Below are 22,375 nucleotides of genomic sequence, written 5' to 3'. Positions count from 1 at the left end.
CTGCCGCGCGCGCGCCGAATGGGCGAGCGGCGGGACTTGTAGGAGAGGTGTTTACATGGCCAAGTGGTGAGTGCCACCTGGCTGAATTCACTGAGACTCCCCGGCTAGCCAAGCCGGCGCTGGAGGCCGGTGCTCACTCAGGGGGAACTCGCCAGCTTCTGGCCAGTTGCGCAGTGCGCGCCGGTAGGCTTGCAACTCGGCGTATTGCTCCGGTGTTAGCGTGGTTGGAGACCCGTCTTCAATCTCATCACGATGCCGGGTCACTACGCCGTCTGTAGCCGTCAACTGAACTGAGCGCCAATACCGCTCGACTTCGGCCAACTGCTCGTCAGCCTGCTCCGGTGCGTCTATCACCACAGGCCATTTGTCCGGTCCACAAACTAAACGCTTGCCATGACTGACTTGGGCTAACAACTCATCCCGAGCTTTGGCGGAGAACTCCCGCGCATCAGCAGGAATAAACGTGCATACCTGATCGTCGTAGAAAAAGCCTGTTTCAGGGCTATAAAAAACAGTCATGCTTTACCCCTTACTCGCCAGAAGAATGAAGCATTCGAGCCAAAAAGATTGCGAACGGTGATACTTCCAAGCGTGCTATTTCTCGCCTGCAGCACCGGATAACTACCGACATTTTCTCCGTTAGAGAAATTGGCAAACGTCAGCTGAATATCTGTAGGCACCTCCGAAAGCGCGTAGGCCAATGGAATAACCGTGTCTGAACCTGATGGAGCCGAAATATAAATTCCCCACTGTTCAATATCACCACCAGGCAACTTTTGGGAGTTCGTTGAGGTGGCAAAGTCAGGGATATATTTTAAAGATGCTGAACCCGCAAAAAAATAATTGGTGCCTTGTATGGTTAATTCAAGCGATGAACCGACGTTAACGACAACATTCGTAAGCGAGCGCGTGGCAATGGCAGACATAGTTCCGCCAGCAGGCGGCACTACGGTTAACGGTGCGCTGCCGACGTTTCTGATGTGAAGTGTCGCGCCAATCGGCACGTTGCCAATCGCTGGAAGGGTTAGCGTTATTACGCTCCCGGCATTTGCCAGAATAATTCGGCCAAAATCCGATACCTCCATGCTGGAAGTAACGTCATAAATTCTGATGCCGCTCAAATTGCCGAGCGCCCGTTGCACGAATTCGGTGTTGGCCAGCGTTTTACTGCTGTCGAACACTGCAGCGGTTGGCGTCGTGGGCGCACCTGAAAACGCAGGTGAGTTGATCGGTGCAAAACCTTGGGTCACGTTCTGGAACGTCAGCGCCGTGGCGCCCAGGACAATCCCCCCATCCGTGACCAACTGCCAGCGCGTGTCTGCCTGGGTGACGCCCTGCTCGACCGACGTCAGCAGCGCCGAGGTCACCTCGGCATTGGTGTCTGCATCCGCCGACCGGGTCCAGACCGCCGCTGCCGCCAGGTAAATACCATTATCCTTGGCCACGGCCTGGTTTTTCACCAGCACGCGGTCACCGGCTACCAGGGCCACCCCGTCGACCGTCTGAAGTCCGGCCAACGCGATGTTACTCGTGGTCGCCGCCCGTACCGACTGCTTGCTGTCGAGCTTAAACAGTTCTTCCTGAATCCGCGTATCAACGTAGTCACGGGTCGCCAACACCACCGCCGGGTCAATCTTGAGCGTGATATTGCCGGTACTGGCGACGATGAAATTCATCCGCACCACTTGCGTGCGGCCGGAGCCCTGCGACAGCAACGGCTTGAAGCTCGGGGCGCAGTTGGCCACAGCTACCAGATCGCCGTCCGCGTCATACAGACCGATCTCGCGAATCCAGCGCCCGCCCTCGTCGGCCGGGATAATCTGCTCGGCGATGATCACTGCCGAGTTAGCAGGGTCAACCCGGAGCTGATTGAGTGGGCGTCGGCGCCATTCATTGATCAGCCGCGTTTGCGACTCGCTCGGGATCGGGTCAGTGTCATTGGCATCACCTACCCCCATTTCGGTGATCTTCCAGGGAAGACCAAGCGCGTCGGCGTTCGCCTGCTTGGCTCTCCCCACTTTCGTGAGGAGCGCAAAAAACTGAGAGTTCAAATCAACCATGGTAAATGTCCAGAGTGTCTATTGAGTGTTCGCGCCCGACCACGTCGATGGTCCCGGTGACCTCAATGTCACGCATGACCGGCGGATAAACGTCGATTTCATCGCCTTCGTAAACGCTGGCGAAGATGTTGAGCACGCCCGTGGTTTCAAGGCTGATAGCCAGGCCAGTGAGGTGACGGGTGACGGGCCTGGCGTCATCGATCAGCCAGGTCAGTTCCTGATACATTTCTTCGGTGATGCCGGTTTCCAGCACGCCGACCTTGATGGCGAAGGTGCCTGGCACGCCCAGAGGATTGGTCTGCCACCATTCAAGAACTTCGATCAGGTAGCCCAAAGGCTCGACCACTCGCCGCAGGGCGCCGATGGTTCCCTTGCGCGAATGGATGAAGTGGGATGACCGGATGGCAGATCGTTTCGCGGCTTCGGTCCATTTGCTGTCCCAGCGGTCCACCGAAAAGGCCCAGGCCAGGTACGGCAATATTTCAAGTGGGCAGGTGTCTGGGTTGCAGAGCTGTCGCAGGGGAATGGGCACGCGCTGAATTTGCGCGAGCGCCTGTGCCGCTTGGCGTTCCAGCAGCGTGGAGTTCCCCGGTAGCAGTTGCTGGGCGGCCATTATTCGACACCTCGGGTGACGGTGACTTTGGTGCAGAACGGCGCCTGGGCTTTGGTCGCGACGATATCGACCCAGCCTTCCAGCTCGACCTTGCGCACGCCCTCGACATGCAACGCCGCATGCAGGGCTGACTCTGAAACTTCCATGCCCAGACGACGCCGTTGGTGGACGTAGGCCAATAAACGCTGCTCGGCGGCTGCAAGGACCGGTTCCGACTCTGGCCCGCTGGAGAGCAAGAAGAGCTGGGCTTTGACCTGGTAGTTGAGAATCTGCGCACCCTGGACAAGCAAGCGGTCCGCCACCGGCCGGCGGTCTTCGTCTCTGAGGTAGGTGTTGACCAGGACGAGCAAGTCAGCCGAGGCGGCGCCATCGCCGAGCAGCGATTGCACGGTGACCACAGCAACGGCAGGTGAAGGACTTTCAGCGGTGGCGTCGGCGACCCGGCCATCAGCTGCTCGGGCGTGGAAGATGTAGCTGTTGCGTGGACCGGCGGTGCTCAGTCCTTCCCAGGCCATCTGCGCCCGTTCGCGTAGGCTGTCGTCGCTCTCCATGAGCCTTGGCACAGGCGGTACTGCTAATGCGTTGCCTTCCTGGATGACCAACTTTTTCACATTGTAGTTGCCCGCCAGTTGCTCCAGATCGGGGCCTTTGGCAAAGGCCAGTAGGTTAGCCATGGACGCTTCATTAACCCGCTGACGCCATATGGTCTCGCGGTAGGCGTTCTCCTGCAGCAGCTTGGCCAGGGGCTCCGAATCCATGTCGAGGCGCTCGGCAATCTGTTCCTGTTCCTCGATCGGCCAGAGGCTGATCATGTAGGCCTTGCGCTCGGCCAGGATCAGTTCGAAGTCGATCTGCTCGACGATCTGCGGCGCGGGGAGCTGACTGAGGTCAATCGCGGCAAAGGAATTCATGCACTGCCCCCCAGTTGCAGCGGAAGGCTCAGGCTCAGCGCTTCATTGGTGTCGACGATGGAGCCTTCCAGTTCCAGCACCGACTGACCTTGCAGGTTCGCGCCGACGAACTGCACGCGGCTGAGGCTGATACGGGTTTCCCAGCGCATCAGCGCCATGACCGTGCCCGCGTACACACGCAGGCGCGTGGCGTCGTTGAACGGATGGTCCACCAGCTCGGGCAGCAGGCTTCCGTATTCACGGCGCATCACTCGGGTGCCGATGCGAGTGGTGAGGATGTCGGTGATGCACTGGCTGATGTGGTCCAGGGTGCTGATGGCTGCGCCGGTTTCTCGGTTCATTCTGGTTTTCCCGTCTTCGCACCGCCCACCAGCACGCCGCCGTGCAGGTGCTTGACGAGACTGATGTTGGCCGCGATCACATCTTCGGAGACGGTCACCAGGCCGACGACGTTCTGGTTGCCGGTTTGGTTGTAATCGCCCTTGTGATTGATGGGGCCGATGATGTTGATCCCGCCCTTACTGACCAGGCTGGTGGTGCCGCTATCGGGTAGGGTGGCGTTCAGATGATGGGCGACGCTGTCGTATTCGATCACCGCGCCGTCGGCGTAGGTGCGACGGTGCAGGCCGGCGCGGTTGCCGTTGGCGGGGATGTGGTCGCTGAACAGACCGGTTAGGACGACGCCGTTGGCGAGCTGGCCGGATGGGCTGAACAGGATCACCTGTTCGTCCACGGTGGGCGGGTCCCATTCGCGGTCAGACCCGGCGCGTAGGGCCAGCCATGGCAGCCAGGCGGTGGTCAGTGTTCCAGTTTTTACCTGCACGCGTGGGGGCTCCATCTGCACGGCGGCGATGACGCCGAAGCGGATGAGGTTTTCGAGCATGCGAGAAAGGGCGGCGAAGTCGTTCATGGCGCCGATGGTGTAGAGTTCGTCACGCGCAGGAAAGGGCTTACGGCTTGTAAGAGGTTGTATTACAAGATTAAAAAAAACGGGACGATGGGGGTTTGATGAAGGAATATATTGAAGAGCGCAGATTTACTAAGGCTAAGAAGTTATTAGAGGCCCTTGCTCCTTGGTCGAATAATATAAAGAGCGAGGACTTTATTTTTCGCGGCCATTCAGATAAAAATTACCTGCTCGCGCCAACATCTATTCGTAAAGAGTCTGTAGATTCAATATGGGAGTCTTCAAAGGCGTATGTTGATATCACGGGGTCACCTAAAGATAACGACTTTTCTCTAGCCTTCGTTGAGTATCAATTGATCAGGGACTTTTACAGGGGCGCAGATGTTGGAGGGCTACTAGTTCCTGCCTCTGATCGCTTACGTGCGCGGCTTCACCGAAAAGTAGATATCCATACTATGTCGACGTGGGTTGATGGGGCTAAGTGGCTTCCAGATGACATGCTTGAAGTTGCAGCGCTAGCACAACATTACGGCATCCCGACCCGGTTACTCGACTGGACATATGACCCCTTCGTAGCAGCTTTTTTTGCTTCAAGACCCTCAGATAGAAAACCTCGCGATTTATGCATATGGGGCTTAAATGCCACTTCTATAGGCACACTAGATTCGGGCACCCCCACGTTTCCTTTAAAACTCGTTACTCCTCATTATGCGGGTAACCCTAACCTTTCTGCTCAAAGTGGATTGTTCACTCACTGGGCACATGCTGTACCTGGCTTGGTAACCCTATCAACTGGTGAAATTAAAACTCTTCCTCCAGTGGATCGGCGCCCTTTAGATGTGGTTTTAAGAGAGTATTTATCGACGCTCTTTAAAAATGGCTTGCCGTCCATGTTTATTAAGTGGACTTTGCCAGCTAGTGAATCTTTAGAGCTGGCGCGACTGCTGAGGGACTTTGGCTATGGCCCAGGGAAGTTATTTCCAGGCTATGAGGGTGTAGCCATGGAGTTGAGGGAACGAATTTACTTCCCGAAGAAGAAGTCAGGCAGTCAGGTGAGCTAGGAGTCCATCGCGGATTAGTTCGAGGTCAGACTCGGTGAATCCCAAAACCGCCCGCTGTTCGTAGCGGACATCGGGAGCGCCAGGCTCTGCACGATCCTTCAAGCCGTACTGGTGAACTCTCGCGATCCGGGCGATACGCCCGGTGAAGCCAACCGTAATGGCATTGCTATCAACACGGACCTTTAGGTACGACGCGGTCCGCAGCTTCTTGAACATCGCCAACTTCCTCCGAACTCGACCCTGTTTTCCGCGCAGGTTCCGCTGCTTACGCGGCGCAAACTTGCTCCCGTCCGGGTTTTCCTGCGCCATCATCCGCTTCTGCTGACTGCGCCGCAGCTCCTGCCCAATGTTCCGCGCCAGTTTGCTGCGCTCCCCTGGCTCCAGCCGATCCAGCAGCACCGCCGCCCAGGTCTCCAGCGCCTCCAAGTTACTCGCCATTCGGCACCCTCCATTCACTGGTGTTGCCCTGGGCCCCTGGCTCCCAGTTCGGATCGAGATAGCCCACCACGTACTGCGATTCGTTCGGATGCCTCACGGTGATGTTGCCCTGGTCGTCCTTACCGACGACCACGCGCTCTGTCAGCGCCAGGGTAATGCTGAGGTCCACTTTGTTCTTGTCGAGGATGTCGGCTTCGAACTGGATGCCGTCTTTGACCTTGTCCAGGTTCTCCAGCAGCTCGGACTGGTTGACGCTGAGCCAGCCAAGGATCGGCAGGATCACACTGTCGGGATGGCCGGCGAACTCGGTGAGGATGATCTGCAGATCAAAGCTGTATTCAAACGACAGGGTGTGGGCAGCGGTGCAACGGACCTTGCCGTTGTCGATGAAGATCAGCAGGCGGTCGGGGTTGTGCTTGAACTCGGCCACTGTGGCCAGAAGGTGAGCGCGCAGACTTTCGGGCTTGTTCATGGGGTGGCCTGCTGGTGTTTGTAGACCATGTCGACCTGCGCCGCGCAGTCGGCCCAGGCGGCTTCGGCGCGATCTTCGTCGGTCAGTAGGTCACCGTTGTTGAGGGGGCTGGTCGCCGGCAGGTGGCATGGCACCACGGCCGGACAGCCAGTCACGGTAAGCTGCGGCGCCGGTGACGGCGGGGCGCTCGCGCAGCCGGCGAGCAGCGTCAGGCAAAGGCTGAGCAGCCCAATCGCGTAGTTCGGTGTTTTCACGTTTCAGCTCCTCTATTGTTCGCTCCCGTTTTGCCAGGCCCTGGCGCAACAGGTCCTGCTGGGTACGCAGGGCAGATTGGTTCGCCCGTTCCTGTTTCAGGGTGTCGGTGAGGGTGTTAGCGGTCCGCAGGTTGCGGTCGGCGTCTTCGCGGGCGGTCTTGGCCGTAGCGTTTGCCCGCTCGGCTTGGCTTTCGGCGACGTCGATGCGCTGTTGCTGGCCCCAGATCAGCAGCGCCAGGGCGCCGAGCAGGGCGATGCCGTACAGGGCCTGGCGCAAGGTACTCACGCGCGGTACCAGCCGAGTTTGTTCATAGCCGCGGAGTCGAGCTGCTTGATGGGGCCACGCACGATCACGGCCCTGGCGCCATTCATCAACTGGATGGCCTCAGCCAACAGCTGCATGTCGTCCTGTTCGGTCGACTCCGGCACCACCAGCAGGTCACCGTCCTGTACCCGTAGTTTTTGCAACGCGTCGAAGTCGATCATGCCGCTACCCCTTGCCCGCAATCGCAGCCGGCGTGCCGCTCGTAGGCGCGCTGGAGCTTGGTGTCGTAGAGGTTCCGCAGATAGTCCGGCCCGTTGTAGAGCTTGGCGAATTCGGCCCATTTGCGGGCTTTCAGGGCCTTGTGCAGCGCCGGGTCGGTCTCGATGAAGCGAGTGAAGGCGTCGAACTGCTGCGATTCGCCGGCACTCATCGCCGCCACGAACGCCTGCACACTGGCGTAGCCGAGGCGCTCCCAGTGGAAGCCCATGATCTGGAACGCGCCCCAGGACGCCGACTCCAGCGCGGCGGTGTCGTCGATCAAGCGGGCCATGGCCAGGCGCTGGTGTTCGGCGGTACCGCCGATGTATCCGCCGGGCTTTGGGTTGACCAGGGCAGGGTTGGCCGTGGCGAGCTGGTCGGCGTGACGCTTGAGTTCGGCCGTGTCGTCGCCTGCGTTTCGGGCCGTGGCGAGCTGGCGGTACATGATGTGCCGTTCGAACAGGATCACCGGCTTGCCGTTGTCGAGAAAGCCCTTGCCCTTGGATTCCACTTCGTTGACTGCGTAGATGGCCGCAAGCGGCACTCCGAGGCGTTCGGCGGCGGTCACCAGATCGTGGTTGCGCAACAGAGCGGCGCAGTCGCCACCGGCCAGGCTGGTCTGGGTCTTGGTGCCGGCGATGCCATCGGCTACCAGGCCGACTTTGACCTGATAGGCGCGGACAGCGGCTTCGGTGGTGTCGCCGTAATCACCGTCCGGCACGAGGTTGGCGCCGTGTCGGTTGAGGTTCTTTTGCAGGATCAGCACCGCTTGCGAGCGGTCGCCGTGGCGAAGAGTGGTCATAGCTGCTCCACCTTACGGTTGAAAAACCTCTTGGCGGCGGCGCGGGTACCTTCGACGCCGAGCAGGCCGATTACACCGCCGAAGAACGGTGCTGTGGATGTCGGAATGCCAAGTAGGGCCAGGCCATGGCTCGCGGCCAGGGCCAGCGTGCCGCACAGCGGGGCCTCGATCAGCATGCGGCGCAGGGTACCGCCGCCGTACATGATCCGCAGGGCCGCGACGATCAGGGCGAGGACTCCGGCGTAAAGAGTCGGCCAGTTCTGTTCGAGCCAGGCAGCGAGCCAGGCCCAGGTGTCGGGACGTTCAGGCATGCGCTTCATTCCGTTGTCCAGGGTTGGAGGGTTCAAGGGCTTGGTGCTGCAGTGTCAGTCCCATAGGTTCACCATCTGCCGCTGGGGCGCGCTGGTTTGGGCTTCGGGCATGTTGACGACAAGGCCTTGCGGCAGGATGGGGCCGTGGTCGGCCAGGCCGGGGTTGGCTTCAAGCACCGCCTCGGTGACGCCTGCGGTGCGGCCATAGTGCCGCCAGCAGAGGGCGTCGACGGTGTCGTTTTGATTGGCACGGACGGCGACGGGCATCACTCGGCCTCAGGTTCTGTCGGTGTGATTGGTGCGGCATATTCGAAAACGCCGTCGGGCGAGACGTAGGCCCCGGGGGAAACTCCGGTCTCAACCACTCGGAAAATCGCCAAACCGAGCGGGTGCATAATTTCGCGGTTGATGCGTTCGTGTAGGCCAAGGCGGCTGATTTCGTTCCAGTCGATGACTTTCATTTCGCTCATCAGATCAGCTCCACTGTGGTACGGGTGCGGCCGAGGAAGTCGCGCACAGCCCAGCGCAGGTCGCGGCGGTAGTCGTCAATGTTCGGGGTGAGGGCTTCCGCTTTGTCGCTGCCGGTTTTGGTCGCGCTGTAGTCGCGGTAACGCTCGCAGACTTCGGCGCCGGTTCCGGCCTCGATCGCGCGGCGGTAGAGGTGGACCTTTACCGACACGTCCTTGATGCGATCACCCGGCACCTCGGCCAGGGTGGCGTAGCCAGCGGCTTGTTGCGCGGTTCGCCATTCGCTCAGTTCGTTGTTGAGGTTGATTGCGGCAGCGATCACGGCTGTTTCCAGGCGGGCCGGGGTGACGCTGCCGTCGATGCGCAGGGTGGCGCGCAAGCCGTCCAGGTCAATCGACGGCCAGAACGGGTCGGTGTTGATATGGCCGCTGTCAACGGTGCCGCTGGCTACAAATGCGCTCATGACTGCACTCGAAAATAGGTCGCCGGTGGTCGGGGCTTCACGTTCAGGAGGAGCGGCCTGGCCGATCCGCCCCGAGCCGGCGGGGTGCGTGGGGACGCTCGGTTAGCTGCTGGGAGCAGCCTGTTTTTTCAGGAGACGCTCGGCGCCGTCCAAATCCTTCTTGCCGCCGCAGCCGTCGTGTAGCTCGATGGCGCGTTTGAGCAGATCGATACCGGCTTGAATCTGTCCGGGCTGGCCTGGCTCTTCGGCGGTGATGCTATGCAAGGTCGCGCGGCCCGTTGCCAGGAACAGCTTGGCGCGGGCCTGATCCGGCATGTCTTCGGCTTCGGTCAGTTCGACGGTGCGGTGCAAGATGCTCAAGTCGAAACTGCCATTGGCCTTCTGGGCTTTCAGCGCGGCGGTGGCAATTTCCTCCGCCACCAGGCAACCGGTAGTGCGCTCAAAACGGTCAGGCATGATCAGCTTGTGCTTGAGCACGTAGTCCGCAATATCCAGGGCGCCGCTGTAGTCCTCGACGTCAATGCGCCAGACCATGACGGTGGTCATGACGTCGTCTTGGGCGCCGTTGCCGGCTTCAAGCACACCCTCGACATACGGGATGTACTCGGGCAGCAGTTGCAGCTTGAGCGCGGCCTTGCCTTCGTTGGACTGGATGGCTTTCAATCGCAACCGGTCCTGCAGCAACTGATTCAACTGATGCTCGTAGGCGGTGGCACCGGCCATAGACTGCTGCGGCGCCGTTTTGGCCGCCTCCATTGCCGCGCGAGCGCGACGTTGGTGGGCTTGGGCGATGCTGAGTGCCATGGGTTAACCCTCGACCGGAGTGATGTTTTCCAGCAGGCATCCGAGGCCGTACTCCTCAACCACATAGGCCTCGTTCGACGATTCGAAGTTGGAGACGCGGTTCCACTCCGGCTCCTCCTTGAGGTAGCGGCGACGGGCGCCGATCTGCCAGTACACCGACAGGTTGGCGAAGGTGGTGATGAGGATCGTGCCTTCAGGAATGTATGGCACCTCGTACAGCGGCAGGCCACCGACGCGGCGTTGCGAGATGATCAGGTCACTTGCCAGGGTGTTGGTCGCGTCCTGGTCCTTGTTGACCAGGGCCAAGAACTTGTCGTGGACCAGCTCGCGGCCGGTCATCACCACCAGGCCAGGGTTGCGGCGATACCAAGGGTCGAGCAATTGGATGGCGTCGTAGACCAGGGCGTCGATGTTTTTGAAGTCGCCGGTTTTGCCGATGGTGATCTTGCCGGTGACGGCACCTTCCTTCAGCACGCGGTCGGGTGCGTGGGTGCGGTACTGCTGGAGCCAGCCGATGTTGACGTCTTCCAACAGCGGGTGCGCCGTGCGGTCGGTTTGCTCTGCGGCCGAAACGCCATAGAAACCGATCTGGATACGGTCGAGTGCCTGACGTTGCGCAATGGCGCCAGACAGCCGGGTTTGGAAGTCCGGGAACTTGGCCCAGGCGTCGAGTTGTTTGTAGCTGACGAAGGTGTCGAAGTCGGTTTGTTCGGCCTTGTACTTGTCGCTCGACAGGGTGCCGATGCTGCGCGGCTCACGTTTTTTGACGTTGGTGTTGGTACGGCTGGCAACGGTGCCGCCCACGCCCAGACCGACCTTTTCGCCTTCCTGCTCGTCGACGCCGATGACATTAATTTTGGTCAGGAACTCGCTCGACTCCTGGATCTTGGTTTCCAAGCGCTGCTGGATGGTTGGGTCAACGCTGAACGTGGCGGTGGTCGATTCCACGCCGTTGAGTTGTGCGACCTGGCTGAGGTAGCCGGTGTAGAGTTTTCGAGTGTCGTTACGCATGGGTATCTCCGATAGTGGGCTGGGCGGTGAAGGCCGCAGGTCAGAACTCAGCCAGGGCTTGTTTGCCGCCGCCGGTTACCGGTGGGCGCTGGGTTTGGGAGTGGTCTTGGGTCTTGCCGAGGGTGGTTTTCAGATCGACCAAGTCTTTGCTGAGCTGCTCAACCTTGGTATTCAGCTCGCCGGAGAATTTCTTCTCAGCGGCCAGTTGGTCGGGCAGGTCTTTGACGTGGTCGGCAATCGCTTCCACGGCCTGGCCCATCTGAGCGAATTCGGCATCGTCCTTCGCCTGTTTGCCGCCCAAGAGCGCCTGCACCTTGCTGAAAAGCTGGGCGCCGAGGCTGGGCTTGTCTTCGATCTCTTCAAACTGCAATTCGGTCTCCACCGCCTCGGTGAACATCGACGTCGCCGAATAATGGCGGTCTTTGAATGGGCTGGATTCGGGCTTCTGCGCAGAGAAAGACAGTACGTCGGTGCCCAGGCTGGCCGGAGAGTCGGTTACCGCCAGGCCGACGATGTAGGCCTCGCCGGTGTCCGAGAAGCTGTCGTCGATTTCGATCGAGGTGTAAATCTTCTGCTTGGCCTTGTTCATGGCGATCAGATCGGGCGTCGGTTCGACCTGGGCGAACAGGGCTAGCTTTTTCGCACCGTTGATTTCCACTTCTTCGGTCTTGACCGCGAGCACGTCGCCGTAGGCTTTGAACGGGCTGTCGGGCAGCAGGCTGCGGAAGTGCTCCAGCCAGATGCGGGCGCCGTAGGTGGACGGGTTGAAGTTCTTCGCGGCCTGTTCCAGCCAGCTGCGTTTGATGGTGCGCTTGTCGGAGGTAGCGCCCTCGACGGCGACGCGGAACCAATTGCTGCGAAATTTCTTCATGCCGGGAATCCTCAATGCGTTGGGCGCTAAGTGCGTTGCAATGAGGGGCATGGTCGTGACGCGCGCGAGTTGCGGCAACGTGGCGGGATTGTAGAGAGCGGAACTACAAGGGGCCGCGCTACTGACTCGCAAGCGCGGGCGGCAGCATCGCGGCCATGACTACGACTGAACTGCTCCCGATCGATCCCCGACGCCAATCCAAGTTTCTGTATTGGATGGGTTGGCGCATCTGTGAGATTGCCGAGGCTACGGGCGAAAAGGAAAAAACGCTACATAGCTGGAAGGCCCGCGACGAGTGGGACCGGGCGGATAACGTCGAGCGAATCGGCGGGGCGCTGGAAGCGCGGCTGGTGCAACTGATCCTGAAGGAAGGCAAGAGCGGCGGTGATTTCAAAGAGATCGACCTGCTGCACCGGCAGTTGGAGCGCCAGGCCAGAATCCAGCGCTTTCAAGGCGGCGGTACCGAAACCGAACTCAACCCCAACCTTGCCAAGCGCAACGAGGGGCCGAAGAAGAAAACGTCGAAAAATGACATCAGCGAAGACCAGATCGAGCTGCTGCGCGAAGCGTTTATCGACGGGTGCTTCGACTACCAGAAAGACTGGCACCGGGCGGGCAATCAGCGCACCCGCGTCATCCTCAAGAGCCGGCAGATCGGTGCCACTTACTATTTTGCCCGCGAGGCGTTCATTGATGCGCTGGAGACCGGGCGCAATCAGATCTTCCTGTCTGCGTCGAAGAACCAGGCTTACCTGTTTCGCGGGTACATCCAGGCGTTTGCCCGCGAGGTCATCGGCGTCGAGCTGACCGGTGATCCCATCGTCTTGCCGAACGGCGCCGAGCTGTTTTTCCTCGGGACCAATGCGCGCACCGCCCAGGGCTACCACGGCAATTTCTACTTCGACGAGTTCTTCTGGACGTTCAAGTTTGAGGAACTGAACAAGGTCGCGTCGGGCATGGCGATGCACAAGAAGTGGCGCAAAACCTACTTCTCCACGCCCTCGACCATGGCTCACGAAGCCTACACATTCTGGACTGGCGAGCGCTTCAACAAGGGCAAGCCAGCGGCGCAGCACACCAAGGTCGACGTTTCCCATGGTGCGCTCCAGCAAGGGCGGTTTTGCGAGGACCGGTTGTGGCGCCAGATCGTCACCATCCTCGACGCGGAGCAGGGCGGCTGCGACCTGTTCGACATTGAGGAACTGCGCCGGGAGTACAGCCCCGAGGCATTCGCGAATCTGCTGATGTGCGAGTTCGTCGACGACGGCGCGAGCATCTTCCCGTTGACGGTATTGCAGCCATGCATGGTCGACAGTTGGGTCGAGTGGGCCGAGGACTACAAGCCGTTTGCCATGCGGCCTTTTGGCGACCGCCAGGTATGGGTGGGTTATGACCCTGCGGAAACCGGCGATTGCTCGGGCCTGGTGGTGGTCGCACCGCCGCTGGTGCCCGGGGGCAAGTTTCGGGCATTGGAGCGCCATCAGTTCAGGGGCATGGACTTCGCGGCGCAGGCCAGCGTGATCAAAGCCGTCTGCGACCGCTACTGGGTGACGTACATCGGGATCGACGTCACCGGCCTGGGCAGCGGCGTGGCGCAGCTGGTGCGCCAATTCTTCCCCAACGTCACTACTTTCAGCTACTCGCCCGAGGTCAAGACGCGCCTGGTGCTGAAGGCCTACGACGTGATCCACCGGGGCCGGCTGGAGTTCGACGCCGGCTGGACCGACATGGCGCAGTCGCTGATGGCGATCCGCAAAACCATCACCGCAGGCGGTCGGCAATTCACCTACACCGCCGGCCGCAACGACAACACCGGCCACGCCGACCTGGCATGGGCGCTCTTTCACGCATTGCACAACGAACCGCTGGAGGGGCAGACCACTGCCAATACCGGGCGGATGGAGATTTTTTGATGTCGAACCGCCGCAGAAATACCAAGCAGTTGGCCCAGGCGCCCGTCTTGGCGACGCAGGAATTTATCCCGCGCAGTGATACCAAGATGGAGGCGTTCAGTTTCGGCGATCCGTCACCGGTGCTGAGCGGCCGGGAGGTGTTCGATTATCTGGAGTGCTGGTTTAACGGGCGCTGGTACGAGCCGCCGCTGTCGCTGGACGGTCTGGCACGGTCGGTCGGGTCCAGCGTGCATCTGCATTCGGGGCTAATGTTCAAGCGCAACCTGCTGAGCAAGACCTTTATCCCGCACCGGCTGTTGTCGCGCGCGGCGTTCGAACAGTTTGCCCTGGACTTCCTGTGCTTGGGCAACGGCTATCTGGAAGGGCGGCGCTCGATGCTCGGCCCGGTGCGCGAGCTGGTGCCGCCGCTGGCGAAGTACATGCGCTCGGGCAAGGATGGTCGGCAGTTCATGGTCCAGGGCTGGAAGGAAGAGCACGAATTTGAGCCGGGCACCGTTTTCCATCTGCGGGAGGCGGATCTGCACCAGGAAGTGTACGGCCTGCCCGAGTGGATCAGCGCCTTGCAGTCGGCGTTGCTGAATGAGTCGGCCACGCTCTTTCGGCGCAAGTATTACGAGAACGGCAGTCATGCCGGCTTCATCCTCTACATGACCGACGCCGCGCATAACGAAGCGGACGTCGACTCCCTGCGCAAGGCGCTGAAGGATTCCAAGGGGCCCGGCAACTTCCGCAACCTGTTTGTGTACTCGCCGAACGGCAAAAAGGACGGGTTGCAGATCATCCCGGTCAGCGAAGTGACGGCCAAGGACGAATTCAACTCGATCAAAAACCAGACCCGCGACGATGTGCTGGCCAGCTTGCGCATTCCGCCGCAGTTGATGGGCATCGTGCCGCAGAACGCGGGTGGGTTTGGGTCGATCAGGGAGGCTGCGCAGATCTATGCGGCCAATGAACTGGAGCCGATTCAGGCGCGCATGGCGCAGGTGAATGACTGGCTCGGGGAGGAGGTTGTGCGCTTCAAACCCTATGAAATTCCCGTAGGGGCCTAAAATCCCCTGCGCAGCAAACTAGGTGACGAACCGGTTCGACGTTGAAACACTCGAACCAGCCGAGTGCTCCATCCAATACTGCACCAGCCTGCACATGGCGGTTTTTTTTCCTCGTTTGTGAGATAACTCCAAGATGAGCTATGCCAAGCTAGCGTAGCGTGTAGGGTATATTAGATTGGATATCCTACTTTCATATTAGCTTAGGCGTCAGTGAAAGTCTTTAGTCTTGCTCATATTTGTTATTGGTTGTTTTTGCGATGGGGTGCGGGGTATATGTTAAATATTGTTGGTGATTCCGAATATAAAGGTTTTTTGCTGAAGCAATCATTAGAGTTTGATGGGTGTATTGTCGTATTAACAGGAAAAAATGGTGCAGGTAAAACAAGATTCCTTGAAAGTATTAAGGCGTTGTCATCTAAATCTTTTTGCGGTGGTCAACAGTTACACACCAATGATATAGCTCTCTTGGCTCAATCTTCTTTGGTACCTTCATTTGGACAAGGGTACAATGATGAATTGTATGTTTTGAAAGTCAGGCAAACGATAGAGTACTTTATTCGTAATAGGCAGGATTTTATAGAACAGTATGATGAGAGTAAAGCCGCTGCTCGCATGATGGGGCGACAGGGTATCAATGGTCAAAATGCTCTTAGCTATGCGAAGCTGCACGAACTGTGTCAAATCATATCGAGAAAATTAAATATTCCAGTTGCTGATTTAAGTGAAGAACATATAAGGCTGAATTTTGATGAGCTCTCAGATACTCCGTTTGGGCTAAGTAATATTTCGTTTATAAGTAACTCTTATCGGCGGCGCATTAATGAGAATGAATTTAATACCTGGCGTGCATTGGTGAAGCATAAAGAAATAAACTATGTTGAGGAAGATGATGTCGATGAGTATTTTGGGCGGAAGCCTTGGGATGTAATTAACTCAATGCTAGAAATGGTATTTGACGAAAAGTTTGTGTTTTCTGTGCCGGATGAAAGTTCGGATGCTTATGATTATGTTGCACAGTTGATGCTGAAAGGAAGCGGGGAGGTCTTAACTCCAGACGCGCTTTCGTCGGGCGAAAGAACATTGCTATGGCTTGTGCTGACGCTTTTCAATACGCAGTACGGGAAAACTATAGCTTCTGCTGTTCCGAAGCTATTACTTATTGATGAGCCTGACGCATTTTTACATCCGAAAATGGTAGAAAAACTTTATACGGTGCTAAACACATTTACCAAGATATTCGGCACTTACGTTTTTATAACTACGCATTCGCCAACGACCGTTGCCCTAGCTCCACTAGATAGCATATATGTCGTAGATGAATCTGGCGCATTTTTAGTTCAAAAAGATTTAGCGATATCCGAGTTGCTTGATGGGGTTAATCAGATTTCTTTAGATCCTGAAAATAGGCTTCATGTTTTTGTAGAAAGTTTTTATGATGCGAATTTATTCAATGCGCTTTATACGCATCTTAGAGGAGTGGAAAATGCGATTGATTCCAAGGTTTCCTTGAGTTTTATTCCGTCCGGGGGGAAAGTTCCTAGTGCTCGTATTGTTGAGGCTATGCATAGCTTGGTCTCTCAAAATGCGGAATTGGTGTCAAAAGTTGTCGCGGCGATAAATGGTGTAGGTAGTTGTGCACATGTTTATGGGGTTGTGGAGAGTTTTACTGATGTTAGTAGTAAGTACGTAAGAGGTGTAGTTGATTGGGATCTCCATAACAAACCTGCGCCCGGTGTGGTGGTTTTTGCTGAGGGGTATGCGTATACCACAGAAAATATTGGCTTAGATCCAATTTCGATTCTTTTATTACTTCATATGGACAAGGGAGACGACTACCCTATTGTGAGTCTGTGTGGGGAGGAAGTTTCTTGGGGGGAGTGGCTCGACCGTTTAGATTTGCTCCAAACGTCATTAGATCGCTATTTGGAGCGCGTAATGGGATCTAAAAATAATCGAGATGTAGAAATTGACTATATTTCTGGAGTGCGGCTTTTAACTGATAGTAGATATCTTCGTATGGGTGGTGAACTAGAGGGACGGGTAACTATGGCCTATCCTGGGCTGCGATCCTATATAGGGAATGGAGCAAAGAAAGATCTAAAATATACAGTTGTAACAAAGTCGATGCTAAAGCTGATGGGTGGGAAACTTATTCCTGTTCAATTCGTTCGGCTATTTAAAGAATTGCAGGCTTCACGAATTAGATGAGTGTATTAAGTGTGCTTGATGGTAAGGGGTGAATGTAGTTGGGTTTAAGTTGTAGGGATTATAGTTTGTTTTATGAGCGCGCATAGATTGAAAGTCGCCCTTGGGGCGATTTTTTGACTTTGATATTTTTATCTGATTGATCAAGCTTCGTTGCTAGAGGCTTTTATTTGGCTTCGATCATCTTGCGCGCGCCGTAGCCCCCCCCCGCCTCTCCTGTGGTCTAAATAGGCCGTTTTTTCTGCATTCCTGTAAGAAACTCAACGAAGCTCAGTCCCTGAATTTGGCCCATGCCCAGACTACTCGAATTAGCTTTCGATATCGGGAAGAGCTTCAAACACCCAGCATTTTACTGTGTTGCGCTCGATGGCGCTGTGGACCGCGTGATTATGGTTTATATAACGCGGAGCTGAACTGCTCTTCATCGCCTTGGTCAGGGCAGCATCCAGGTTGACGTTGATGCCATGTGCTTCGAAATGCTTCGCAAGCTCTTCAAGGCGAAACGCAAGCAGTGTTGATTTTATTGCGTGGTTGTACCGCACTCCCTTGCCATCCAAATCCCTCAGTGCGGCCCAGAAGTCGGCAAGAAGATCTGCCTCCAATGGCTCCGCGATGCCTATGTTGTTCAAGTCAGGGACGCTGAAGCCCAGTTTTGCTGAAAGTAGGGTGATCTCTTCCTGAATGGTGGCGCGTATCACGCGGTTGCGGGTGCGGTGCAGTTCTTTGAGGCGCGCGATGCGATGCCGGGAGAGGGCTATCTGCTGATTAGTGTTGGGCGATGCAGTGTGATGAGTGTTGCTCCTCTTGCTCCAGTAGTCCCATAAGGCATCGTCGCACTCTTCCTGGTAACGGATGATCTTGTCACGCAGTTCACTCTTCACCTTGTTTGGGCTGATTGAATACAGCCAAGACGGGAGCTTGCGAAGGGGGAGGCAGGTCATCTCCCGCATTTTTCCATCCTCGGCAACTATGGTGATTTCCACCACAGTTGAACTGTACTTCTCCGTAACTTTCGCGTGTTGGCTTTTCCAGTCAAGCCCCATGTTGATGACGATTGGTTTCATCGCCACGAGCGGCTCATTGTCTTTACCGACCAGGACAACGGTGTCCTCGTAGAACGGGACAGGTATCAGTTGCTGTGCTGTTTGCATGGTGGAGGCTCCCTGCAAATATCGAGGATGCCCAATAGTAGCGGCGTCCATTGGCGACTCACAACTTCTCTCTGCCCACCAACTCGTATCTCCCTGCCCAGCTATAGCTACGGCTGGCATCGCCAGGGATGCCCACGATCCACGCTGATTAGCTCTTGGTTCCAGAATTGCACTGTTTTAGTTCGAATCGGCCTCGGCCAGGTTAGTTCAGTCTTGGCGCGCGCCGTCGTCCCCCCACCTCGCCTGCGGGCTAAATGTGTCGTTTTTTCTGCATTCCCTGCAATTGCTCCGGCGCAGGCCTAGCGGGGCTTACTCTGGCATTGATAGGGGCGAAAAAGCCTGCGAATCCCTGCAAGGCAGGGCTGTTTTGGGGAGGATGCCGGAATGCAGTGTGGGATGGATTTTGAGAGGTGGCTCGGGAAAAGGGTTAGTTTTTGAAATGGCAGCCCAAGAGTGCCTGAAGCACCCGTATTCACTGGGTTTCAGAGCTAACTCTGAGGGGTTAGTTATGGTTAGGTCTGAGGTTATTAATTTATAACATGCTGATTTATAAGGTGTTTTTTTATCGGGTTTTTAACATCTATAAAGGTTAGGAAATAACCCTCAGATAACCAGTTCCTAACCTGCGGTCATCGTCGCAAAGCCCTACAGCACAAGGCTTTCAGGGCAGTCAGTAAAAAACTAACCTTCCTAACCGTTTTCCGAGGGGTCAACATGAAAAGCCTAAAGCGCCTAAGGCGGGGCGCTGGCACAGGTCCATCAGTTTTTGCGCACTCATGTTGGTGCGCAAAAACTCTCAGAATCCAGCAGCTGTCGCCAGCTCTACGCAACGTTGCCTCTACACCTCTGAAAGCCTTGAAAAAGTGGAGCGTGTGAAGGGAATCGAACTCTCGTTATCAGTCTGGGTAACTTATAATAACCGTCCAATACAAAGTTTTAAGCGCACGATAGGAAAAGGTAGCGTTACGCTACCTTTGTCTTGTTGGAAATTGAGTGGTGATAATGTTAGTTGCTGCTGCCTAGGAAAAACTTCGGAATCTGAGGAGCTCCGCACCATGCGGCTAAATTGTTATATTTGCTGGCAATATTTTGTGCTAACTCGATCCCGCTTTCTATTTTATTAAAAAAATCGTTTGTGGCTGTTCCGGCTTTAGATGCTTCATCTATGAACGTTTTTAGCTTTTTCAGACCGGATGAGTTTCTTGTTTCTTCCGGGGTTTTGTTATTTTCCAGAAGTGACAGGGACTCTTCAAGGTCTAGCAGTCTTAGTTGCATTTGTGGGTCAGCAGCCGACAAATCAGATAAGGTAGATATGTTGTCAAAGATTTCAGAGAGAGGAATGTCTACGTTGTTATGTATGATTGAACTGACGGAAATTGCTGGTTTAATGTCAATAGTAATAGGCGCTGAGGGCTGGCTAAGAGAATGACCGATTAGCTGAGTCAGTGATAGTACTTGTTCTCGATGAAACTGGATGACATCTTTTTGATGGTCGATTCGTATTTCTGCGATCCTCAATTCCTGCTTAAGCTCTATGATTTTTAATTTGTTGTCTAAGAAATCTTCCGGTGTTTTATCTCCACGAACTACTGATTCATATTCCTCCAGCGCTTTTTCAATTATCTCTTTGTCACCGTTTTCAGATTCTATTATAAGTCTGACGCATAGCCCTTCCTGCTCAATTCTGACCCTGGCTTTGGTGTTAGGGTATTTATCGCGGAGTACGGTGCCGAAGTAATTTAATATGCCTAATCCTGCTTGGTGGTATTCAGGTGGGAATTCCAGTGATCTGTTAATTATTACATCTTTTGATGATGTATACGTATTGGAGTCCAGCTCCATCAATGTAATTGGGTGCTCCTTTAAACTAATTCCGATGATCAAAAATGGGGAGTTGTAGGAAAGTGGTTCCAGTGCCTTTAATTCATCCGTGATTCTCTCTGATGAGAGCGCTACTATCGCTCCTCCGTTCAACGATGCATCACTATAAGTGGCGGCCATAACTGCGATTGGAATAGTAATTATATTGTTTTTAGAGGCGATAGGGGCAATTGTATATAGCCATCGGTTGAACACTTCGCGATGGCGATGAAGGCGAACGGCGATACCAGACTTTACGTGCCCAATGCCTCTGAGGGATATTGGACTATTGGCGATTTTAGAATCTCTTGTGGATAACGCTGTCCATCTCCTTTCCTCCAAGCGTTCGCTAAAATTGGTCTCTAACGCGACGCGGGGGCTGTGGTAGAAAGGATCGTTGTTTTTAGCTCTTGTCTCGTTCGGCTCATTGGTGATTGCAAGTGCTAGCGTTGAAATTGCATGCTCTATATCAGATATAATTTCTGGGTAATCGCTATTAAGCGTTTGCCAGGCATTTCCATAGCTTGTGATGTGTTTGATGAACATTTAACATCCTTTTATGTCAGGGTCGGAGTGCAATGGTGATTGATATCTATTAATTTATCTTTATCTAAATTTTAAAAGCTAATTACGAAATCCCAGATTTCCCACTCCGCAATCGAGCTAGACCCTGTTTTATAAAGCCAGCATTTTCCCCGATCGCTTCTAGCGCTCCACGGACGTTGTCTCCGGCATCCGTGCAACCCTCGTGCTCAACTCGTAGCGTCAGCTCCATCACGGCTGCTTCCAGCGCTAGCTGGTTGTTGTAAAGCCTTTCCAGTACATCAGAGAGTGAGTATTCGTTTCTCATGGCGTCGAGTCCGTTCAATAAAGCAAAAGCCCAGTAGTGACAGTGCCCACAACAGGCACCATAAGCTGCGCGCTAAATTTTTGCTACGTCGCGAAGGAAGCTAGGTGTCGAATCGCTGAGAAAGGATGGTACGAAATTGGTACGAGAGGATTAAAGCTGTTCCGAAGGCCTTTATCTGTAGGGGTTATCGGAGCAGTTTGTCCAATCCATCATCGGCGCGACAGATAAACGGCGGGAAAGTGGACCTGTCTGTAGGGACATTGGCAATCTGAGTCAACGAGGCGAATGGCGCAGTTTATCGGGGATGTTTCTTAGGTGTCGGGGAGGTGTATACCGTGCTCTTCACCACTTCGAGCGGGGGCGTTGCAATGTGTGGAATATGCCAGGAATGTCGGTGAAATATCCCGCATTCTTCTCGACTTGCTCCTCAAACCTCCCGCCGCTAACCTCCTCAAGTCGCTGCCAATCCAGCGGCCGGAGGTGGAAGTCCGTATCGCTAAAGGCGTTTTAACTCCCGTCACTATTTGGAGCTTCGCCCATGCACAGCAACACGCCCAGTCGCTCTATTGATCGCGACCCTTCGCCCGTCGATACCAAGCTTCACGCCACAGCTCAACGTGCCATTGCTCGTGACTTGCCTCAATCCACCGACAATGCGCCTGACGAACACCCAACCCACAACCTATTCCTCGTCAGCCCCGACATAGACACCGAAACCCTCCTGGCCAACGCTTCCGAAAACCTCGCGTCCGCCAGCGAAATGGCCGCTACCGTGGCTTTCAACCTCGACGAGTCCCAGCGCTCCATTGTCTTGGGCATTCAGCAACTGATCGACTTGAGCGCGCTACTCGTTGACCGGGCCCATGACCAAGTCGCTCGTGTCATCAGCCCGGCTACAGCCTGACAATCGACCTCTGCCGCCTTAGCCCAAGGCGGCAACCTGAACCCATTCTGTCTTCTGGCGAAGTTTCATCATTTCCTGTGCCGTTGAGGCCTACGATCATCTCTATGGGAAACCCCCGAACCCACAGGGAACTGAAAAAATGATCTCGAACCTTGTCAAAGTCGTGATGATCGCCGGCGCGTTGCTGTTGAGCGCTTGTTCGTCGGATTCGTCGGGCGTGAGTCGCGACCCTTGTTTTGCAGGGGGATGCCAGGCGTTTGGTGACCACAGCCCCAACAAGGCCGCCAAGATGAATTTTGGCGGCAGTGGGCTGGGTAGTAGTTATGGTGAGTATGGTTCTGGGTTGTTGCATGATGACTGATGGGGCAGTGGGGCAGTCAGGGATGTGTTGATTGAACCGCCGCTATCGGGAGCAAGCCCCCTCCCACATGAGGGGCTCCGACGCGTGAGGCTGCACGCTATCAAATAGCCATG

Annotated in this window: 27 protein-coding genes and 1 pseudogene; 6 read left to right on the top strand and 22 right to left on the bottom strand. The window is 55.9% G+C overall.

The annotated features are described in order from the left end of the window. Positions 1–87 precede the first annotated feature (87 nt). From ACP7E3_RS24145 to ACP7E3_RS24120, 6 genes are read right to left on the bottom strand one after another with little or no spacing between them, the layout of a single operon-like run. The gene (locus ACP7E3_RS24145) at positions 88–519 is read right to left on the bottom strand and encodes a phage tail protein (RefSeq protein ID WP_426124626.1); all 432 of its coding nucleotides are present in this window, start codon (positions 517–519) and stop codon (positions 88–90) included. Then, positions 516–2,060, bottom strand: coding sequence for a phage tail protein (locus tag ACP7E3_RS24140; RefSeq protein WP_426124625.1), 1,545 nt, complete (start codon positions 2,058–2,060; stop codon positions 516–518). The genes ACP7E3_RS24145 and ACP7E3_RS24140 overlap by 4 nt, the downstream gene beginning before the upstream one ends. After that, positions 2,053–2,673, bottom strand: a complete 621-nt coding sequence (locus ACP7E3_RS24135; protein WP_426124623.1) for a phage tail protein I — start codon at positions 2,671–2,673, stop codon at positions 2,053–2,055. Before ACP7E3_RS24135 ends, ACP7E3_RS24140 begins: the two co-directional genes overlap by 8 nt. Then, a complete protein-coding gene (locus ACP7E3_RS24130; RefSeq protein WP_426124621.1) occupies positions 2,673–3,584 on the bottom strand; it encodes a baseplate J/gp47 family protein in 912 nt (303 codons plus the stop codon). The genes ACP7E3_RS24135 and ACP7E3_RS24130 overlap by 1 nt, the downstream gene beginning before the upstream one ends. Next, positions 3,581–3,925 (bottom strand): GPW/gp25 family protein, encoded by a 345-nt coding sequence (locus ACP7E3_RS24125; RefSeq protein WP_201022013.1) that lies wholly within the window; start codon positions 3,923–3,925, stop codon positions 3,581–3,583. The genes ACP7E3_RS24130 and ACP7E3_RS24125 overlap by 4 nt, the downstream gene beginning before the upstream one ends. Next, positions 3,922–4,494, bottom strand: coding sequence for a phage baseplate assembly protein V (locus ACP7E3_RS24120; RefSeq protein WP_201022014.1), 573 nt, complete (start codon positions 4,492–4,494; stop codon positions 3,922–3,924). Before ACP7E3_RS24120 ends, ACP7E3_RS24125 begins: the two co-directional genes overlap by 4 nt. 98 nt (positions 4,495–4,592) lie before the next feature. Between ACP7E3_RS24120 and ACP7E3_RS24115 the strand changes: the two genes are divergently transcribed. Further along, positions 4,593–5,552, top strand: coding sequence for an FRG domain-containing protein (locus ACP7E3_RS24115; protein ID WP_201022015.1), 960 nt, complete (start codon positions 4,593–4,595; stop codon positions 5,550–5,552). Here ACP7E3_RS24115 and ACP7E3_RS24110 read toward each other — a convergent pair. The 13 genes and pseudogenes from ACP7E3_RS24110 to ACP7E3_RS24050 form a co-directional block, all read right to left on the bottom strand. Beyond that, positions 5,532–5,990: a phage virion morphogenesis protein gene (locus ACP7E3_RS24110; RefSeq protein WP_426124618.1), complete on the bottom strand. Its 459-nt coding sequence runs from the start codon at positions 5,988–5,990 to the stop codon at positions 5,532–5,534. The genes ACP7E3_RS24115 and ACP7E3_RS24110 overlap by 21 nt on opposite strands. Continuing rightward, complete coding sequence (locus tag ACP7E3_RS24105; protein ID WP_426124616.1) at positions 5,980–6,462, bottom strand: phage tail protein; 483 nt, start codon at positions 6,460–6,462, stop codon at positions 5,980–5,982. Before ACP7E3_RS24105 ends, ACP7E3_RS24110 begins: the two co-directional genes overlap by 11 nt. Next, the gene (gene lysC / locus ACP7E3_RS24100; protein ID WP_426124614.1) at positions 6,459–6,716 is read right to left on the bottom strand and encodes an Rz1-like lysis system protein LysC; all 258 of its coding nucleotides are present in this window, start codon (positions 6,714–6,716) and stop codon (positions 6,459–6,461) included. The genes ACP7E3_RS24105 and lysC overlap by 4 nt, the downstream gene beginning before the upstream one ends. Continuing rightward, positions 6,637–7,002: pseudogene (locus ACP7E3_RS24095) on the bottom strand (Rz-like lysis system protein LysB); the annotation flags it as partial. The gene lysC and the pseudogene ACP7E3_RS24095, both read right to left, overlap by 80 nt. Further along, positions 6,999–7,202 (bottom strand): hypothetical protein, encoded by a 204-nt coding sequence (locus ACP7E3_RS24090; protein ID WP_426124612.1) that lies wholly within the window; start codon positions 7,200–7,202, stop codon positions 6,999–7,001. The gene ACP7E3_RS24090 and the pseudogene ACP7E3_RS24095, both read right to left, overlap by 4 nt. Beyond that, entirely contained in the window at positions 7,199–8,041 is an 843-nt protein-coding gene (locus tag ACP7E3_RS24085; RefSeq protein ID WP_201022019.1) for an N-acetylmuramidase domain-containing protein, read from the bottom strand. The genes ACP7E3_RS24090 and ACP7E3_RS24085 overlap by 4 nt, the downstream gene beginning before the upstream one ends. Further along, positions 8,038–8,361, bottom strand: a complete 324-nt coding sequence (locus ACP7E3_RS24080; protein WP_426124610.1) for a phage holin, lambda family — start codon at positions 8,359–8,361, stop codon at positions 8,038–8,040. Before ACP7E3_RS24080 ends, ACP7E3_RS24085 begins: the two co-directional genes overlap by 4 nt. A gap of 45 nt (positions 8,362–8,406) precedes the next feature. After that, positions 8,407–8,619 (bottom strand): tail protein X, encoded by a 213-nt coding sequence (locus ACP7E3_RS24075; protein ID WP_141605806.1) that lies wholly within the window; start codon positions 8,617–8,619, stop codon positions 8,407–8,409. Then, positions 8,619–8,822 (bottom strand): DUF7415 domain-containing protein, encoded by a 204-nt coding sequence (locus ACP7E3_RS24070; protein ID WP_426124608.1) that lies wholly within the window; start codon positions 8,820–8,822, stop codon positions 8,619–8,621. The genes ACP7E3_RS24075 and ACP7E3_RS24070 overlap by 1 nt, the downstream gene beginning before the upstream one ends. After that, positions 8,822–9,283, bottom strand: a complete 462-nt coding sequence (locus tag ACP7E3_RS24065) for a head completion/stabilization protein (protein WP_426124606.1) — start codon at positions 9,281–9,283, stop codon at positions 8,822–8,824. The genes ACP7E3_RS24070 and ACP7E3_RS24065 overlap by 1 nt, the downstream gene beginning before the upstream one ends. Before the next feature lie 102 nt (positions 9,284–9,385). Then, entirely contained in the window at positions 9,386–10,087 is a 702-nt protein-coding gene (locus ACP7E3_RS24060; RefSeq protein WP_426124604.1) for a terminase endonuclease subunit, read from the bottom strand. Positions 10,088–10,090: 3 nt separating this feature from the next. Continuing rightward, on the bottom strand, positions 10,091–11,098 hold the full coding sequence (locus ACP7E3_RS24055) for a phage major capsid protein, P2 family (RefSeq protein ID WP_426124602.1): 1,008 nt from the start codon (positions 11,096–11,098) through the stop codon (positions 10,091–10,093). Positions 11,099–11,138: 40 nt separating this feature from the next. After that, positions 11,139–11,969, bottom strand: coding sequence for a GPO family capsid scaffolding protein (locus tag ACP7E3_RS24050; protein WP_426124600.1), 831 nt, complete (start codon positions 11,967–11,969; stop codon positions 11,139–11,141). 155 nt (positions 11,970–12,124) lie between these two features. Here ACP7E3_RS24050 and ACP7E3_RS24045 point away from each other — a divergent pair, with 155 nt between their 5' ends. The 3 genes from ACP7E3_RS24045 to ACP7E3_RS24035 all read left to right on the top strand — a co-directional run bounded on the left by ACP7E3_RS24045 (position 12,125) and on the right by ACP7E3_RS24035 (position 17,139). Then, a complete protein-coding gene (locus ACP7E3_RS24045; RefSeq protein ID WP_426124598.1) occupies positions 12,125–13,882 on the top strand; it encodes a terminase ATPase subunit family protein in 1,758 nt (585 codons plus the stop codon). Then, the gene (locus ACP7E3_RS24040; RefSeq protein ID WP_426124597.1) at positions 13,882–14,931 is read left to right on the top strand and encodes a phage portal protein; all 1,050 of its coding nucleotides are present in this window, start codon (positions 13,882–13,884) and stop codon (positions 14,929–14,931) included. The genes ACP7E3_RS24045 and ACP7E3_RS24040 overlap by 1 nt, the downstream gene beginning before the upstream one ends. A 273-nt stretch (positions 14,932–15,204) precedes the next feature. After that, complete coding sequence (locus ACP7E3_RS24035; RefSeq protein ID WP_426124595.1) at positions 15,205–17,139, top strand: ATP-binding protein; 1,935 nt, start codon at positions 15,205–15,207, stop codon at positions 17,137–17,139. Positions 17,140–17,444: 305 nt separating this feature from the next. Here the strand turns inward: ACP7E3_RS24035 and ACP7E3_RS24030 are convergent, their stop codons facing one another. From ACP7E3_RS24030 to ACP7E3_RS24020, 3 genes are all read right to left on the bottom strand, one after another. After that, the gene (locus ACP7E3_RS24030) at positions 17,445–18,287 is read right to left on the bottom strand and encodes a phage antirepressor N-terminal domain-containing protein (RefSeq protein ID WP_426124593.1); all 843 of its coding nucleotides are present in this window, start codon (positions 18,285–18,287) and stop codon (positions 17,445–17,447) included. 1,005 nt (positions 18,288–19,292) lie between these two features. Further along, positions 19,293–20,693, bottom strand: a complete 1,401-nt coding sequence (locus ACP7E3_RS24025; protein WP_426124591.1) for a hypothetical protein — start codon at positions 20,691–20,693, stop codon at positions 19,293–19,295. An 82-nt stretch (positions 20,694–20,775) separates the two neighbouring features. Further along, positions 20,776–20,997 (bottom strand): hypothetical protein, encoded by a 222-nt coding sequence (locus tag ACP7E3_RS24020; RefSeq protein WP_426124589.1) that lies wholly within the window; start codon positions 20,995–20,997, stop codon positions 20,776–20,778. Between the two features lie 538 nt (positions 20,998–21,535). On the opposite strand from ACP7E3_RS24020, the gene ACP7E3_RS24015 reads away from it, so the two are divergent. Further along, complete coding sequence (locus ACP7E3_RS24015) at positions 21,536–21,901, top strand: DUF6124 family protein (RefSeq protein WP_057003770.1); 366 nt, start codon at positions 21,536–21,538, stop codon at positions 21,899–21,901. A gap of 139 nt (positions 21,902–22,040) precedes the next feature. After that, positions 22,041–22,262 (top strand): hypothetical protein, encoded by a 222-nt coding sequence (locus ACP7E3_RS24010; protein ID WP_057003769.1) that lies wholly within the window; start codon positions 22,041–22,043, stop codon positions 22,260–22,262. Positions 22,263–22,375: the final 113 nt, after the last annotated feature.

It is taken from the genome of Pseudomonas sp. PSPC2-3 (assembly GCF_049898265.1).
In the GTDB taxonomy this organism is placed as follows: Bacteria; Pseudomonadota; Gammaproteobacteria; order Pseudomonadales; family Pseudomonadaceae; genus Aquipseudomonas; species Aquipseudomonas veronii.
The sequence above is the reverse complement of the archived record's forward strand: the minus strand, read 5'-3'. Positions and strand labels throughout refer to the sequence as shown.